This is a genomic window from Chryseobacterium arthrosphaerae, assembly GCF_001684965.1.
Lineage (GTDB): Bacteria > Bacteroidota > Bacteroidia > Flavobacteriales > Weeksellaceae > Chryseobacterium > Chryseobacterium arthrosphaerae.
The window spans coordinates 726,748-744,017 of the sequence record NZ_MAYG01000001.1 but is presented as its reverse complement, the minus strand read 5'-3'; the positions used below and the strand labels follow the sequence as shown (position 1 = coordinate 744,017).

General features: G+C 40.0%; 14 protein-coding genes. 5 read left to right on the top strand and 9 right to left on the bottom strand.

Features of this window, described 5'->3' with window-relative positions; translation table 11 throughout:
* Window positions 1-19 precede the first annotated feature (19 nt).
* The 4 genes from BBI00_RS03280 to BBI00_RS03265 form a co-directional block, all read right to left on the bottom strand.
* Entirely contained in the window at window positions 20-505 is a 486-nt protein-coding gene (locus tag BBI00_RS03280) for an SMI1/KNR4 family protein (RefSeq protein ID WP_065397429.1), read from the bottom strand.
* Between the two features lie 147 nt (window positions 506-652).
* Window positions 653-1,186, bottom strand: coding sequence for a hypothetical protein (locus BBI00_RS03275; RefSeq protein ID WP_123902218.1), 534 nt, complete (start codon window positions 1,184-1,186; stop codon window positions 653-655).
* 42 nt (window positions 1,187-1,228) lie between these two features.
* Complete coding sequence (locus BBI00_RS03270) at window positions 1,229-1,822, bottom strand: TlpA family protein disulfide reductase (RefSeq protein ID WP_065397427.1); 594 nt, start codon at window positions 1,820-1,822, stop codon at window positions 1,229-1,231.
* A gap of 36 nt (window positions 1,823-1,858) precedes the next feature.
* Entirely contained in the window at window positions 1,859-3,667 is a 1,809-nt protein-coding gene (locus BBI00_RS03265; RefSeq protein WP_065397426.1) for a serine hydrolase, read from the bottom strand.
* Window positions 3,668-4,082: 415 nt separating this feature from the next.
* Here BBI00_RS03265 and BBI00_RS03260 point away from each other — a divergent pair, with 415 nt between their 5' ends.
* Window positions 4,083-6,413, top strand: a complete 2,331-nt coding sequence (locus BBI00_RS03260) for a TonB-dependent receptor (protein ID WP_065397425.1) — start codon at window positions 4,083-4,085, stop codon at window positions 6,411-6,413.
* Between the two features lie 3 nt (window positions 6,414-6,416).
* The gene (locus BBI00_RS03255) at window positions 6,417-7,235 is read left to right on the top strand and encodes a DUF4249 domain-containing protein (RefSeq protein WP_065397424.1); all 819 of its coding nucleotides are present in this window, start codon (window positions 6,417-6,419) and stop codon (window positions 7,233-7,235) included.
* A gap of 63 nt (window positions 7,236-7,298) precedes the next feature.
* Here BBI00_RS03255 and BBI00_RS03250 read toward each other — a convergent pair whose 3' ends face one another.
* The 5 genes from BBI00_RS03250 to BBI00_RS03230 all read right to left on the bottom strand — a co-directional run bounded on the left by BBI00_RS03250 (window position 7,299) and on the right by BBI00_RS03230 (window position 13,709).
* Window positions 7,299-7,661: a hypothetical protein gene (locus tag BBI00_RS03250; protein ID WP_065397423.1), complete on the bottom strand. Its 363-nt coding sequence runs from the start codon at window positions 7,659-7,661 to the stop codon at window positions 7,299-7,301.
* 203 nt (window positions 7,662-7,864) lie between these two features.
* Entirely contained in the window at window positions 7,865-9,163 is a 1,299-nt protein-coding gene (locus BBI00_RS03245) for a TolC family protein (RefSeq protein ID WP_065397422.1), read from the bottom strand.
* Between the two features lie 42 nt (window positions 9,164-9,205).
* Window positions 9,206-11,620: an ABC transporter permease gene (locus tag BBI00_RS03240; RefSeq protein WP_065397421.1), complete on the bottom strand. Its 2,415-nt coding sequence runs from the start codon at window positions 11,618-11,620 to the stop codon at window positions 9,206-9,208.
* Window positions 11,621-11,665: 45 nt separating this feature from the next.
* Window positions 11,666-12,388: an ABC transporter ATP-binding protein gene (locus tag BBI00_RS03235; protein ID WP_065397420.1), complete on the bottom strand. Its 723-nt coding sequence runs from the start codon at window positions 12,386-12,388 to the stop codon at window positions 11,666-11,668.
* 79 nt (window positions 12,389-12,467) lie between these two features.
* The gene (locus BBI00_RS03230; RefSeq protein ID WP_065397419.1) at window positions 12,468-13,709 is read right to left on the bottom strand and encodes an efflux RND transporter periplasmic adaptor subunit; all 1,242 of its coding nucleotides are present in this window, start codon (window positions 13,707-13,709) and stop codon (window positions 12,468-12,470) included.
* Window positions 13,710-13,892: 183 nt separating this feature from the next.
* On the opposite strand from BBI00_RS03230, the gene BBI00_RS03225 reads away from it, so the two are divergent.
* The 3 genes from BBI00_RS03225 to BBI00_RS03215 all read left to right on the top strand — a co-directional run bounded on the left by BBI00_RS03225 (window position 13,893) and on the right by BBI00_RS03215 (window position 17,214).
* Window positions 13,893-15,236, top strand: coding sequence for a sigma-54-dependent transcriptional regulator (locus BBI00_RS03225; RefSeq protein WP_065397418.1), 1,344 nt, complete (start codon window positions 13,893-13,895; stop codon window positions 15,234-15,236).
* A 93-nt stretch (window positions 15,237-15,329) separates the two neighbouring features.
* Window positions 15,330-16,646 carry a sensor histidine kinase gene (locus BBI00_RS03220; protein ID WP_228394704.1) on the top strand — a complete coding sequence of 439 codons (1,317 nt, stop codon included), beginning with the start codon at window positions 15,330-15,332 and terminating at the stop codon, window positions 16,644-16,646.
* A gap of 169 nt (window positions 16,647-16,815) precedes the next feature.
* Window positions 16,816-17,214, top strand: coding sequence for a VOC family protein (locus BBI00_RS03215; protein WP_065397416.1), 399 nt, complete (start codon window positions 16,816-16,818; stop codon window positions 17,212-17,214).
* The last annotated feature ends 56 nt before the right edge of the window (window positions 17,215-17,270 follow it).

Sequence of the window (17,270 nt, the reverse complement as noted above, 5' to 3'; positions counted from 1 at the left end):
CTTTTTTTTAATCTTCAAACTAAATTCTAAACGGATAATTTTCACTAAGTCCGGGGTGTATACCATTCAAAGCAGCATAAAAATCTTGCTGTACGGGTTCCGGGATCTCGTCCAATTCGTCAAAATACCGATCCAGCTGGTGAATGATAAATGCCATTTGTAACCATTGATCAAAATGAATATCCATAGGCTGTAAGCTTTCTTCATCATGATCATAAAAAAATACGTTCTCATTCCGGTCAAGAAACCATCGGTCTCCCTGTCCGTTCGCCGCAAAGCACCAGTGTTCCCTGAACCCCGATTCCTTATTTTCATTAACAGATTCTACAGAACTGAAAAGGATTGCTTCTGAAGCCAGTTCAATGGTTCTGATCCGGGTAACTATTTTTTTATACCGCTCCGGAAATGAAAAATCAATGGTTGCCGGAAAGTTTTGAAAGATTCCTTTATTGTTTAGAATTTCAGCTTCTGCTTCTTCAATATCCGGTATTTTAAATAAGTTCATAACAGGTTGAATTCTGTATTCTTTTGATGTGAAAATCTCAATTGGTACTGGTCTGACCGGGGAGCCTTGCTTGCAGTCAATGCGTTATTAAAATCAAGACGGGATGCAGCTGACCATTTTTTATCCAATAATATGTGAGCAGATCTCTCATGAGGTATGTAATGTAAACTCAATTTTCAATTGGTGTTTTTCCACGAGGTCTGCAAAGGCTTGTGTACAGAGCTTAATCCCTTTGCTTTCATCCTGAACCGCATATTTAATGGGTAAAGGCTGTTTTTCTTCAAATGTAAATCCCATTCCGTCAAAATCTTTTACAATAGGGGCCGTTTTGAGAAATAATGCAGCGTAAACGGGAACCGGCTTTCCTTTCAGCACGCAGGGTATGAACTCTATTTCATCTTTCAACTCTTCTCTGAGGACAACAACTGCTTTTTCGGAGAATAAATCTCCTACGCCGCCCGTGTAGCAGGTATACAGATCGTATTCGTCCAGAAAAGCTTCCAGGTTTACATGATGTTTCTCTGTAAATTCTTCTTTAACAGGAATACAATTGTTTCTTAAAGGGATATCCCTGCATTCCTGAAACTGGAATTTATCAAATATAACTCCCTTTTTATCAATAACAGAAAAATAATAATCTTCTTTGGGATGGAAAGAAAATAAGGTATACCAGTTCATCATCTCATTCTTTAACACGGTACAATATAATCATTCAATCGTATTTTACCTCAGCAGTCTGTCAATTTCTCTATAAAAAGATTCCTTGCTGTAATCAGCCACTCCTGTATGATGGAGCCTTATTTCTCCTTTTTTATCCAAAACCACGGTGGTAGGTAATGATCCGTCATAAATTTCTTTCGGAACGGGTCCCACTGCAGTCAGCAATGGAACTGTAAACCCGTTTTTCTTCAGGTAAGCCTGCCCCAAAGCAGGATCATCATCCAGATTCACCGTCAGAAAAACCATATCAGGATCTGAGTGATATTTTGCATAAAACTTCTGAATGGAAGGAAATTCTGCCCGGCACGGCGGACACCATGATGCCCAAAAATTGATAAAAACAACTTTTCCTCTCAAATCTGATATCTGAACAGTTTTGCCCGCCTCATTCTTCAGAATGAAATCTGCATAAGATACGCCCGAAACAGTTTCCGGACTCTTTTTAGCCTCAGATATACTGGAATTTAATAATCCGGTTGATGCTACCTGCCTCATCAGCCATGCTTTGGCATCCGGACTGACCAACAATACTACAAAGAGCATTGTTAAGATGAGTGTAGACCAATTATTGATGATCCATTTTTTCAGATTTTCCATGTTTTTTATTTGAATATAGGGCTCTTATCTTCTGTATTAAAGTGTTTTCAGAGCTTTTGCTGCATTTTCATTTTCAGGATTTATTTCCAGCGCTTTACGATAAGCCTGTTTTGCGTTTTCTTTCTTTCCTGCTTTCAGATAGGCTTCTCCTAAACTTTCATACACGGTTTTATTTTCAGGATATAATGCATTAATGGTTCTGAAAACATCAATGGCCTTTGTATACTTTTTTTCCCGGAGCTGGCTGTAGGCTACATTATTCAGAAAATCTTCAGAAAGAAAGTAATGATCGGAATTTTCAGTTTTAGCTTTCCGGAAAGCTGCCAGTCCTTTATCAAAGTTCCCTTCCAGTATAAGCTCTAAAGGTGTATTTTCATCCTTACCCAATTGTGGATTTCTTGAGTGGATGGTCTTATCCTGCAAAACCTGTACTAGCTCCGGTTTTCCGGTCTCAGGATTTTTCACAAATTCTGACCTGTAATCCCAGTTTCGGGTGGTATACGCATTTTCTCCTACTTTTATAAGTTCCACCGGGTTCTCAATATCATTGATGCTCATCATCAGCTTTCCTTTTTCACGGTAGACCCTGTAAAGCCCGTAATTATTAAATCTGTAGCGGCCTACGCTATGTCTGAAATCTTCTTCTTTTAAAGGTAAAATCTTATTTACAGGATTGGTATATCCCGGCCAATGATACACTGCGGCTACTGACCGCACTAATTCTTCTATAAAATCAGGCTTATTGGTATTGGTAAGAACCACTACCCCATCACCACTGGTTTTGCCTGCGATAAATCTGCTGGAAAACCCTTCATTCCAGCCGCCATGGGTAAAATAAGTTTCTCCTTTCCGGTTTTCAAGGAAAATTCCCAGTCCTTCAAATTTATCAAAGAAAGGGCTTGTAAACTCTTCTGCTGTTTTCTGAGAAACGATATTTGTACTTTTATTGCCCAGTGTATTTTGGATATCGATAACAAATCCGGCAAGATCTTCAGCGGTGGTCCATAGTCCTGCAGCGGCCATTTCAGGGTAGGTATGATATCTTCCCTGCACTCTTTTCCCATCCATATTATAGGCTGTTGCAGCCCATTGAACCTGGGATTCCGGTAATGGCTGAACGAAAGTACTGTTTTTCATATCCAGTGGCTGAAGTACATTTTCCTTCATGATGGTGGGAAAATCTTTCTTTTCGATATCGATAAGCATCTGCTGCATTACACAATATCCGCCACCGGCATACCGGAAGGATTTTCCGGGAACCTGATCCACGACCACAGCTGAAGTATTGGCAGGGTTCTGGCCATTCAGCACCTGGATGAGTGTGGGTACAGGTTTTCCCGGCTCATATCCGGGAAAGCCGCTCACCGTAAAACCGGCAGTATGGCTGGCAATATTTTTAAGGCTGACCTTTTTATCTTTTGTAAATTGATTGTCGGGGATCTTCCATGAGGTCAGATAGGTATTCACGTCTGCATCAGGATCAAGTTTTCTTTTTTCCAGGATGCTTAATGCCGCATAAACGCTTACGGGCTTACTCATAGAGGCTGCCTGAAACAAAGTCCGTGAGTTCACCGGAATGTTAGATTCAACGTCTGCCAGTCCGTATGTTTTACTCCAGATTACTTTGGAGTTTTTGATCACGGCGATACTTACGCCGGGAACATTATAATGTTTCATCCGGGAAGCTAATGTCCAGAGTTTTTCTCCTTCAAAACGGGTAACGGGCATCAGCCCTGATTCTACTTTAGCAATTTCACGATCTGTTTCAGTTTGATTTTGGGCAGAGAGAGGGTTCCCCAGTATTCCCAGGGCAATTGCCATATAAAAACTTGTTCTGGCTTTCATGGATTTTATATTAAGTTGTCAAAAATATGATTTTACCGGAATCCGGATTCCCTAATTGGGTTAATTAACTAAAAATTATGATAACACCCCCGGTGTGAAGCGGGTTTGAACAGACACCTCAAAAATAAATCCCTTTTAAAAAACATCTATATTAATATTATCATACAGTGAATTATTATTTGTTAAAAAAAGAAATATACACTACATAATATAAGATTTTATGATATTTGCGTTTATATTTGCCTCTGAAAATCCCGGAAGGACAGATGAAAACAGGAAATATGTGCTTCACGATAATTTAATTTTAAAATTATTTTTTTCGTGTAACTAATCCACTTTCTCTTCAACTAATTCAACATCAACAAACTATAACCTCCTATAAGAAAATCTTTACTACTTTAAAACAATAAACTTAATGCAAACATCTTTTTTTAAAATTGCTGCTGCCTCAGCCGCACTCTGCTTCAGCAGTTGGGCTATGGCACAACAAAAATACCAGGTAAGCGGAACTGTTAAGGATCAAAAAAACGGTGAACTCCTGATCGGAGTAAGTGTAAAAGTAGCTGAAGACCCTTCTATCAATGTGATTGCCAATGAATATGGCTTCTATTCTCTATCGTTACCGGAAGGAAATTACAAGGTTATTATTTCCTATCCGGGCTATAAAGATTTTGAACAGGACATCACCGTTAACCAGAATATGAAACTGGATCTTCCGCTCAGTCCGCAGGAACAGATTGCCAAGGCAATTGATGAAGTGGTAATAACAGGAATAAAAAAGGATAAAAACTTAACGTCTGCCCAAATGGGTGCAGAAACATTAAGCATTAAGAATATAGAAAAGCTTCCGGTTCTTTTCGGTGAAAAGGATGTGATGAAAACCATACAGCTCCTTCCTGGTATTAAAAGCAATGGTGAAGGAAGCAGCGGGTTCAGTGTAAGAGGAGGTGCCACTGATCAGAATCTGATCTTGCTGGATGAAGCTCCCGTGTACAATGCTTCTCACTTACTTGGATTCTTCAGTACATTCAACAGTGACGCCTTAAAAGATGCCAGCATCATTAAAGGAAACAGTCCTGCACAATATGGAGGACGTCTTGCTTCCGTACTGGATGTGAAAATGAAGGACGGAAATAATAAAGATTACAACATCAACGGAGGGATTGGGCTGATCAGCAGCAGATTAAGTGTGGAAGGTCCTATTCAAAAGGAAAAATCTTCTTTCATTGTTTCCGGAAGAAGAACGTATGCCGACCTGTTCCTGAAAACGTCTAAAGATTATAAAGACAACAAACTTTATTTTTACGATCTCAATTTAAAGGCCAATTACCAGCTCAATGAAAACAACCGTCTTTATCTTTCGGGATATTTCGGAAGGGATGTGCTGGGCCTGGGAGATACCTTCTCAACAGATTGGGGAAATACTACAGCTACTTTGCGCTGGAACAGCATTATCAACAGCAAGCTGTTCTCCAATACTTCTTTTATTTACAGCAATTATGATTATAAGATCAGTCTGAAAAATGATGACAGCGTTTTTGACCTGAACTCTAAAATACAGGACTGGAATCTGAAGCAGGATTTTACATGGTTTGCAGGAAACAAACATTCTGTACGTTTCGGTCTTCAGTCTATTTATCATACGATCACTCCAAGCAGTGCCGGAGGTACAAGTGTAAGCAGCTACCCGAGAAATCCCAGAAAATCCTGGGAAAATGCACTTTATATCAATGATGATTTTAAAGCTACGGAAAAGCTGACCATCAATTACGGAGCAAGGCTTTCTATGTTCAGTGTCCTGGGGGGTGATACCTTCAATACCTATGAAAACGGCGTGCTTACAGACAGCAGGTTTCTGGAAAAAGGGAAATTCGGAAAAACGTACGTGAATCTTGAACCGAGAGTTTCAGCCAATTACCGTATCAACGAAGTAAGCAGTGTGAAGGGAGCGTATGCCCGGAATACCCAAAACCTCCATCTTTTAAGCAACAGCAACAGCGGAAATCCTACAGACCAATGGATCGGAAGCAGCTATACTGTAAAACCTGAAATTGCAGATCAGATCAGTGTGGGCTACAGCAGGAATTTCAACAACAATAATTATGAGCTGAATGCTGAAATTTATTACAAGTCCATGCAAAACCAGATCGACTTCAAAAACGGAGCTGAGATCGCCTTTGATACAGGAGCAGATGTAGAAAGTGAACTGCTGTTTGGAAAAGGCAGAGCATACGGTCTGGAACTTATTGCCAAAAAGAAAAGCGGAAAGCTTACAGGATGGATCTCCTATACCTTATCCAAAACGGAAAGAAAGATCAACGGAATCAATAACAACGAATGGTATAATGCCAGAATGGACAAAACCCACGATCTTTCCATAGTAGCTACGTATCAGCTGAATCCCAAGTGGACTTTCTCCGGACTGTTTGTTTACAGTACAGGAAATGCAGTGACCTTTCCTACCGGGAAATATGAGCTGAACGGACAAACAGTATTCCAATACAGTAACAGGAATGCCGACAGAATGCCGGCATATCACAGAATGGATCTCAGTGCGACCTATGAACCGGAATCCAACAAACGTTTCCGTGGTTCCTGGACTTTCGGAATTTATAACCTGTATGGCCGTGAGAATGCCTACATTATTAATTTCGAAGATAATCCTGACCGTCCCGGAACAACACGTGCCATGCAGACCTCCTTATTCCGCTGGGTACCTAATATCACTTATAACTTCAAATTCTAAATCATGAAAAATACATATTTTATCATATTATCCCTGTTTGCTTTAACTTCCTGTGAAAAAGAGATTGATCTGGATCTCAACAATCAGAGCGGAAATATCGTTATTGAAGGAAATGTAACGGATAAAGTGGGCCCTTACACGGTGAAAATAACAAAATCTGTCAATGTTTCGGATCCCAATCAGTATCCAGCTGTTACCGGCGCCACAGTTGTTTTAAGTGATGATAACGGACAGACTGAAACGCTTCACTATGTAGGAAACGGAATGTACCAGACGACTGCTTTCTATGGTGATCCGGGCAGAACCTATACCCTGAAAGTACAGGCCGAAGGAAAGGAATATACCGCTCAGAGCACGATGCCTGAACCGGTACCTTTACTGAATCTGGCACAGAGCTCTTTTAAATTTGGAGACAAGACTACCTATACACTTTTACCGGTTTTTACAGACCCGGCACCGTTGGGCAACCGCTATTTATTCAGCTTTACGATCAATAATCTGACTAAAAAATATATGAATGTCTCTTCAGACAACGTCAATAACGGATTACCGAATCAGCAACCTCTGATTCTGCCTAATGATGACAACAAAGGCAGAGATCACGAGGTAGTGCCAGGAGATACCATCCACGTAGAAATGCAGTGCATCAGTCCTAATATATTTACCTATTATAATGCCCTGCTTCAGATCACCGGTGGTAACGGCGGGGGAACTACCCCTGCCAATCCGCCAAGCAACATCAGCAATGGTGCCCTGGGTTATTTTTCTGCCCATACGGTGGACCGGCAAAGCTATGTCATTCAGCAAGTGACAACTCCATAAAATTTAAAAAGGATATTCCGGTGTTTTGGAATATCCTTTTTTTAATGATGTATAGATTGGGATCTACGCCTTCAAAAAGCCTTCAAAGGAATCTCCAAATTCAGTTTCCAATCCTTTAGCCAATGCAATTCTGCTGTTACCAATTAGTTCAAAATCGGCTTTATGATCCCGTATTTTATATTCATTTTCTGAATGTTCAATATTAAAAACCATACTCACCAACAGGTCAGGATTTTTCCATGAAAAATTTCCTTTTATATACAAGCAACTTCCCATCACCAAATAAATAACGTCTTCATTTTCATTTGAATAAAGTTTTATGGCCAGTTTTCTATGGGTTATATCAAATAGCCATATTCCGGCCTGATCATAATCAGCCTTCCTTAAAATTTCATTGATAGTATCCAAATCCGTTACGATTTCCATAAGCTTTTTGAGTTTGAAAAGGATTTTTACAATCCATTATGATCTTAAAATTACATTTATTTTCATTACAATCGCTTGTTTTTATTTGAGCCTATTTTTTCAGGTTTTTTTTGGTCATTTCCTTCTCTTCTGATAAAGCATGAATAAAAGCAGTCTTCAAAATAATGAAGACCGCTTTCCTAAAAATATGACTGATCTGAAATTTAAAATTCTGTTTGTAATACTTTGAGTAATTCTGTCTGCTGAATCACATCATTTCTGCTGGTGATGAGGTTAAAATTAGCCTGAAGCCATCCGTTCCTGACTACGAAAAAAGTATAGGCATCCATTAATCCTTCTTTATATTTTTCCTCAGATTTCTGGAAGGATAGTTTTTGATTTTCAAAATTAGCATCCAGCAGGCTGTATTTCTCCTGGGCATTTAAAAACTGTGCCTTAATGGAATTTATATTCTGAGTAAGATCATTAATAACCAGCTCTTTATCGTATTGTGCACTGATACTGTTCAGTTTTGCGGTTTCCACATTGGTTTTTACCTGAAGTTTATTGAAAATGGGAATGCTGAGCCCAACATTCAGAGACTGATTTTTATTCTGTGAAAACTGATCAGAGAAACTGACGGTAGAACCGTTATCTTTCCCCAATACTTTATTATAAAAGGTTGACCAGCTGTAGCTGCCGTTTAAAGTCGGCAGGTAGCCTGCCCTTGCAATAGCTTCTTTTTTTTCCTGGGCTTTTATTTCTGCGATTGCCGATTGGTAAGCGGGATTTACTTCCAGGAGTTTCCGGGTAAAGTCCGGATCATGAAACTCGGCCTCTGAAGAAAGATTTTCATCGGCCATCACAAAATCCAGGGAATCTTCGGCTATGGACAAGGCATTCAACAGGTTAATTTTTGACTGATCCCGCTGATTTTTAGCAGAGACCCACTGCTCCTGTAAAGTTCCCAGGTTCGCTTTGATATCGTAAATATCACTTTTAGGCCTGTTCCCGATCTCCACTTCTTTTTCGGTACGTTTGATCTGTTCCTGCATTCCGGATATCTGGGTTTCCAGTACTTCAAGCCAGCTTCTGCCGTTCTGATAGGCAAAAAACATCTGGATCACATTCAGTTTTACCTTATTCCGGGCCTGCTTAAGTTTATAGATGCTGGTTTCTTTATTCAGTTTAGACAGAGAAATATCCAGAATATTTTTCCAGTTAAAGAGATTCCAGTCTGCCTGGGCATAAAACTGATCATATTGGGTATTGAGAGCTTCTCTCTGGTTACTGGACTGGTTGATAGAAGATCCAAAACTGTAAGTATGCCTCACTCCTGCTTCTACTGAGGGTAAAAGCATTCCTTTTGATCCCGTAATAAGCTTTTCATTCCTGCTGACGTTTACTGTAGCCTGCTTTACCAAAGGATGATGACTGGAAGCATAGTCGAGACACTGCTGCAGGTTCCATGCCTGCTGTGCCGGATAAAGGCCAACAAAAAATAGGAAAATGAAATTTTTCATGAGTACGTTGCGGTTTTAATCATTAATGAGCCATACGCTCAATTATTCATACTTCAGATATTTTATAAGGTTTACCTTGGTTGCTTTATACGCTTTGATACTTACGACAGCAAACGTTAATCCCAGTAATGTTAAAAAGCTTACGATGAACGGCCATACCGGCATATCTATTCTGTAGGCGAAATCTTTCAGCCATTCGTTCATCAGAAAATAGCAGATCGGAACGCTGATCAGAACAGCAATCACAGCAATCCACAGGAACTGTCTTGTCAATCCGAAAACAAGTGTATGATCTGAAGCTCCCAATGTTTTTCTGATCGCTACATCTTTCAGTTTCTGTTCGATCATTAATGAAGACAGTGCAAAAAGTCCCAGCAGAGCTACCATAAGTACCATAGCATTCAGAATGGTGAATAAGGTCTGCTGTTTTTGATAGACTTCAAAAGTTTTGGCAAATCGCTGATCTACAAAATAATAGGTAAAAGGATAGCCCGGTTCCACGTTGGTCTGCCAATAGGTTTTCAGCCTTTTTACGGTCCCGTCAATATCGTTCGGAGCTATTTTCAGCTGAATGTTATAGATATTGTACCGCTTCCATCCTGTCTGCCTGTAATGGAAAAATACGATGGGTTCTACTTCTCTTTTAAGGCTTCTTATATTGAAATCTTTTACAATACCTACAATTTTATATTTTTTGTCATCAAATCCGGGTTGTATTTCATTCTTCAGGGCCTGATCATCATTCCATCCGAATTTTCTTACAAAAGCTTCATTCACTAAAATATTGCTGATTGTATCAGATGATAGGTTCGGATCCAGCCAGCGTCCTTTTATAAGTTTTACATTCATAAACTTCAGGTAATTATAGTCCATAGAACCATGCTGGGCCTGAATGCTTTTATCCATAAAATCCATATTGGAACTGCCATATCTTCCTTCTCCCGGCACAGCTTCCCCGTAAGAGACATCGGTCACTCCCTGAATATTTCTCATATCAGTCTTAAGGCGCTCATATTTCAGCCACGGTTTCGGATTACTTTCACTGAAGTTGATCATCATTACCTGTTTTCCGTTAAAGCCAAGATCTTTGTTCATCATGTATTTCACCTGCTGATTAACGATAAGCCCGCCAATAATAAAAAATGAAGAGATGATTAACTGTAAGGTGAGAATTCCGTTTCTCATCCAAACGCCATGCTTGCTTCTGGCAAAATTTCCTTTCAGGGTCTCTATCGCTTTGAAATTTGAAAGATAAACTGCCGGAATAAGTCCTGAAATCAGCGTAACCAGAAGGATCATCCCAAAAGAGTAAAAGTAAATATGCCAGTCGGTCATCTTGATTTCTTTACCAAAGAATTTATTGAAGCCTGGCAGGAGCAGCTCCGTTAAAGCCAGTGAAAGCAGATAAGATGAAATACAGATTACAAATGTTTCCAGCAAAAACTGCAGGACAAGATGTGTTTTGGTACTGCCGATTGCCTTTCTCACGCCAATTTCTTTAGCACGTTGAGAGGCCTGTGCCGTCTTCAGGTTGATAAAGTTGATGGCTGATAAAACAACAATAAGAACAGAAAGCGTAAAGAGGATCATCAGTGTTTTGAAATCAGGATTTCCAAACCAGGAAGATTTTGCGTGGAGTTTCAGCCCATCCAGTGGCGTCAATAGGCTGTCTGTAGGACCATACAGATCAAGATACTGCTGTACTGACAATCCTGAGGATTTTCCATCCCGGGCTGCACGGTATTCAAAGATATCTTTTATAAATTTTTGCCGTACTACAGCAAGATCAGTACCTTCCTTAAGCATAAAGAAACAGCCATAACTGAAATTTCCCCAACTGTTCTCATTCTCCTTCATCTGCTGAACAGGATTGAAAACGAATTCCGGTTTTATCTGTGAATTTCCTTCCGGAAGTTCATACACAGCAGTTACACTGTAATTCTTGCCATCAAATTTGATACTTTCCCCTACCACATCGGTTTTGCCGAAAATATTCCGGGCAGCAGTAGTGGAAAGCGCTGCGGAACTCTCCCCCTTCAGCGCATCTTTATAGCTTCCTGCAATCAGTTTGAATGGAAAGAAATTGAAAAAGCTTTCAGAAACCGCCATTCCATCTTTCTGATACACCGATTTGTCTTTTGCAGTTATCTTCACCCCTATTCCTGATCCGCTGAACAGGACGTAATCCTGAACTCCCGGAATCATTTCCTTAGCCCGTTTGGCCATTGGAATAGAAATATTATTTCCATAGGAATTGTCTTTTTTGGAGTAAGACTGAAAAGCATAGATATGATCTTTTTTGGGGTTCCATCTTTCATAGGATTCTTCATCATTCCAGTGCATCAGAATGAGCATAAAGCCGGTTAAGCCAATGGTGAGTCCAAATAAATTAATACCTGTCGACAGCCAGTTTTTTTTATAATTGATCAGGGCAATTTTGAGCCAGTTGGTAAGCATAATAGTAATATTGTAATTAATGATAGTTGATGAAACACTTCTGATTTATTCGAATGCTCCGGCATCAGCCTTTGCAAAGACATCTTTTCTCTGGGAAGCGTGTTCTTCATTAAAAATTTCACCGTCTTTCATATTGATGATACGGGAGGCAAAACCTGCATCATAGGAAGAGTGGGTCACCATTACAATGGTAGATCCTTCTCTGTGAAGTTCTGCCAGCAGGTTCATGACTTCATTACCATTAGAGCTGTCCAGGTTTCCTGTGGGTTCATCTGCGAGAATCAGTTTGGGTTTTGTTACCAAAGCTCTTGCGACTGCCGCTCTCTGCTGCTGCCCGCCGGAAAGCTGCTGCGGATAATGCTTGGCCCGGTGGGAAATATTGATCTTATCCATGATCTCTTCTACTTTTCTTTTTCTTTCGGAAGGGGAAACTCCGTTGTAGATCAGGGGCAATTCAATATTTTCATAGACTGTCAGTTCATCGATCAGATTAAAATTCTGGAAAATAAAGCCTATATTTTTCTTACGGACATCAGATTTCTTTCTTTCGCTCAGCCCCATCATTTCTGCCGTTTCAAATTTATAGGAGCCTGACGAAGCAGTATCCAGAAGCCCGATAATATTCAGGAAGGTTGATTTTCCACATCCGGAAGGTCCCATTATAGCGAGAAATTCACCTTCTTTAATGCTCAGGCTCACCTCATTTAAGGCATGCGTCTGTACGTCTTCGGCTCTGTATATTTTTGAAAGGTTGTGTATATTGATCATGATAATGTTTTTTTATGGGTTTAATTGATTAAGTTCTTTTTTAAATGACGAAAACAAAAGGTTAAAAATATTCATCTTTTTACTTTTTAATAGCAAGGATCTCATATTTTTTCAGATCTGCATAATCTGATGTGATCACCGTTTCACCGGCCTTCAATCCTGACATTACCTCGTAATAGAGCGGATTTTCCCGGCCAAGGCTGATTGTTCTTCTTTCTGCTTTATTTCCTTTGACCACAAAGATCCATTTTCCGCCGGTATCTTTTGAGAAACTGCCCTTGGGAAGCATGATGCTTTGGGTATCTGCGGAAAGCTTCAGCTTCAGTCCGAAAGTCATTCCTATTGTAAGGTTGTCCGGTTTCTTTTCTGTAAAATTCAGTTCAACCAGAAACTGACCGTCCTTTACTTCCGGCAGGATTTTGGTAATGATGACTTCATAAGGCTGATTATTATTATCGAGCACACCTTTGATGCCGTTATGAAGTTTATTGATATAGTATTCATCTACTTTAGCCACCAGTTTATAGCCGTCCATCAGATCGATCTTTCCGATGCTCTGCCCTGTTGTCAGGTTTTCGCCCAATGAAATGGAAAATGATGAAAGCCTTCCGGAAACAGGAGCCATGATCAGGAAATTGTTTTTGTTGGAACGTAAGATCTGAAGGCTCTTATCCATCTGCCCCATTGAAGTATTGATGGCTGACATCTGTGCATTTCTTGAATTCTTCTCAGCAGAAAACCCTTTTTCAACAATTGATTTTCTTTGTTTCTGATAGGTAAGATTCTGTACACTGACGTCGTAATCTGTTTTTTTTCCGATTTCTGCATCATACAGTCTCTTTTGCAGGTTAAAATTCTGAAGTGCCGTATTGTAGTCATTCTGTGCCAGCAGCAGTTCTTTATCCTGAGCCAGTTCCTGGTTTTTCAGCTCAAGAAGCGTATTCCACATCTGGCTGATCTGCTGCATAATTCCTGTTTCCTGGCTCATATACGTAAATTCCGTATTGGGATTGTATACCCTTGCAATGGGCTGGTCTTTGGTGAGCATCTGCCCGTCTTCTGCAAAGATCTCTTTCACGGCACCACCTTCCAGAACATTGACCAGTGAAGAATTAAGCGACTGGGTCTGTGCCGTTACCATCAGCATATCTTCAAATTTCCCCTGGGTAACCACATCAGTCTGAATACTTTCGGCAGAAACATTGTATGTTTTTTTCTGCAGCAGAAAATACCAGCTGGAGAGTATCACAACTCCCAACAGAATCAATCCGCCTAAAACAAATTTTAATTTCGATTTCTTTTTTACTATTTTCGTATCCATATTAAAGATAACTCATTTTGTTACAATAGATTACACAAGGCAGATGCCAGAAAAATATAAGCCTGTAAGTCCTTGAAAATCTGCAGTAATGTTTTTAATACCTTTCCGGGAACTGTTCATTATCGGACACTTTTTGTACGGAAATGAACAGTTTTAACCATTTTAAAAGAGCAATACCACAATATGCGTAAAAAAGAAGCTCATATCCTGATTGTAGATGATGACGAAGATATCCTGTTTTCAGCAAGAGTCTGGCTGAAAAAGTTTTTTTCACAGGTAAGCTGCCTGAGTAAGCCGGCAGAAATTTTAAAATTCATGACGGAAAACCAGGTAGACGCTGTTGTACTGGACATGAATTTCAGAAAAGGTTTTGAAAGCGGGCAGGACGGTCTTTACTGGATGAACGAGATAAAGACACTGGAACCTCAGCTGCCTATCATACTCATGACGGCTTACGGTGAAGTGGAACTGGCTGTGGAAGCACTGAAAAACGGGGCCTCAGACTTTATTCTGAAACCGTGGAACAATGAGAAACTGTATGCCTCTGTCAATCTTGCTGTAGATATTTCAAGAAAAAACAGAAAGCTCAGCCAATGGGAAAATGTACATCATAAAAACAGCCAATATCAGCTGGAAAGCCGTTCTCCGGGGATGCAGGAAGTGCTCGAACAGATCAGGCGGGTTGCTCCCACTGATGCCAATGTATTGTTATTGGGTGAAAACGGAACAGGAAAATATGTTCTTGCCGAATCTATTCATGAGCAGTCTGAAAGGAAAAACCAACCGTTTGTGCATATTGACCTGGGAAGTATTTCGGAGAATCTTTTTGAATCTGAACTGTTCGGGTATAAAAAAGGAGCTTTTACAGATGCCAACCAGGATTATACGGGAAAAATTGAAAATGCCCAGAACGGAACTGTTTTTCTTGATGAAATCGGCAACCTGCCTCTTCAGCTTCAGGCGAAATTACTCAGCCTGATCCAGAACAGGAAATTATCCAGACTGGGAGAATCTAAAGAAAGGATACTGGATGTACGTTTTATTTTTGCCACCAATGAAAACCTGAAAAAAGCCGTTGCAGAAAACCGTTTCCGCCAGGATCTGTATTACAGGATCAATACTGTGGAAGTGAAGATCCCTGCTTTACGGGAAAGACAGGAAGATATCGGGCTGCTGGCTCAATATTTCCTGGACCGTTACAAACAAAAGTACCATAAACCCGGTCTTGAACTTACCCATGAGCTCATGGCCGGACTTACCCAGTTTCCATGGCCGGGAAATATCCGGGAACTTGATCACTGTCTTGAAAGAAGTGTTATTTTATCCAACGATAATAAGCTTCAGGTATTGATCCCACAGCTGGAGGAACAGGAAAACACTATTGTCAACCTCAATATTGAAGAGATGGAAGAAGTCCTTATCAGGAAAGCGCTAAGGAAACACAAAGGAAATATTTCCCTGGCCGCAGAAGACCTGGGACTTTCCCGGGCTGCTTTGTACAGGAGAATGGAGAAATTTGGACTGTAAGTGAAGTGATAGGCCGGAAGTATTGCGCACCTGTAATTCCTGACTGCCATCACAAACCAATTTTAAATATGAATAAAAATTTGTTTTTACATAATGAATAAAAGCTATCATTTAGGACTCATCTACAATTTGCTTGCTATTGCTTGTGGAATTGGTGCCTATCACTTTTTTTCGGAAGGAAAATGGTTCAATACCCTGCTCTTTATCCTGCTTACGATTGTTTTTGTGGCATTGATGTATTATTCATTCCTTGCCCGTACTTCAAAAGCGGAAAAAATCATTTATGCTGTCAGAAAGAAAGATTTTTCACTATTTCCCCGGATGGAAGGTGATCCGCTGCTTGATAACAGTATCCGTCTGTATTACCAGAGCAAAGAGGAACAGTTTTCTTTATCTTCCTATAAACTCCTCTATGAAAGTATCCTGGATCAAATGGAAACGGGATTGATCATCCTGTCTGAAAAAGATAAAAACTGGGATGTATTTTATGTAAACAACACCTTTCTTGATATTTTAAAGGTTCCCAAATACAACCGCTGGGAACTGTATGCCGCCAAAGTACCTGAATTTTACAGAATTATTGAAGAAACAGGCTATAAGAGTTCACAGGAGTTTTTTGATATTTCCATTCATAATAATACCAAACAGTCTTTTTCCCTCAGGACCAAGCAGATAAAAAACACCCAGCACCGTTTCTATGTCATCACCATGGAATCTGTGCAGAAAATCATAGAACAAAAAGAAAAACTGGCCTGGAACAATCTGATGAAAGTGATCTCCCATGAGCTCCTGAATACTTTAACTCCGGTCAACAGCCTGATCCAGAATCTTGAATACATCAGCAACCAGGAAGTGATAGATCCCGAAGATCAGCAGGAAATGAAAGACAGCCTCATGATCATCAATTCCAAATCAAAGCAGCTTTTAAATTTCGTGGATCACTACCGCCAGATTGCAGAATTGCCTAAGCCTGTCCTTTCCCCTGTTCCACTCAAAAAAGTTATTGAAGCTGCCATCAGTTTTCTGAAACCGGAATTTGAGAAGCATAATATCCGGATGAGCTCAGACCTTGGAAACCATATTGTGTCCGCAGATGAAAAAATGGTTGAACGCAGCCTGATCAATGTTTATCTCAATGCAATTCATGCCCTTTCTGAAAAAGAAAACAAAATCATCACTACCGTTGTAAGGTCTCACAACAACCGGATTATTATAAGCATCACGGATAACGGCTCAGGAGTTCCTTCTGAGATCAAAGACAAGATATTCCTCCCGTTTTTTACAACGAGGTCCAATGGCTCCGGAATCGGGCTTACGCTTACTAAAAGTATCATGGAAGCTCATGGCGGTTATCTTAATTATAAAGCCCTGCAGGAAGGGAGCTGTTTTGAATTGTGGTTTCTGGAATAAATAGGAATTCATCTGTACCTTTTGGCTACGATCCTCCCGAAGACCTTGCCGGATAGTTTTAATGATTGATGAGATCAATGGAAAATAAAAACAGAAGCTGCTGACATCCTGTTGTCACTACTCCACTCTACCTTTGTTTAAAATTATTCAATAACACAATTTTAAACCAATGAAATTAACATCATTAAGGATCATCACACAGGACATCAGACAATCTGTTCAGTTTTATGAAAATACTATAGGGTTGAAAGCCCGCTGGTATACGGAAGACTTTGCTGAACTCTCCACAGATTCCATTACCATTGCCATTGGCAGTACCCGCACCATGCAAATGTTCGGGACTGAACATCAGACTGCTGCTGAAAGTTCTAAAAATACCATTATAGAATTTCTGGTAGCCAGTGTAGATGAGGAATATGAAAGAATTAAAAACCTTACGGACCGCATTGTTCAGGAGCCTGCCACCATGCCATGGGGTAACCGCTCACTCCTGTTCTCAGATCCGGATGGAAATCTTATTAATTTTTTCACCCCTGTGAGCCCTGAAGCCATTCAGAAGTTCAGTTAAATCCCTGCATTGAACTCAAAAAAATGGAGCGGATTCATAACTTTAGATTCTTAATT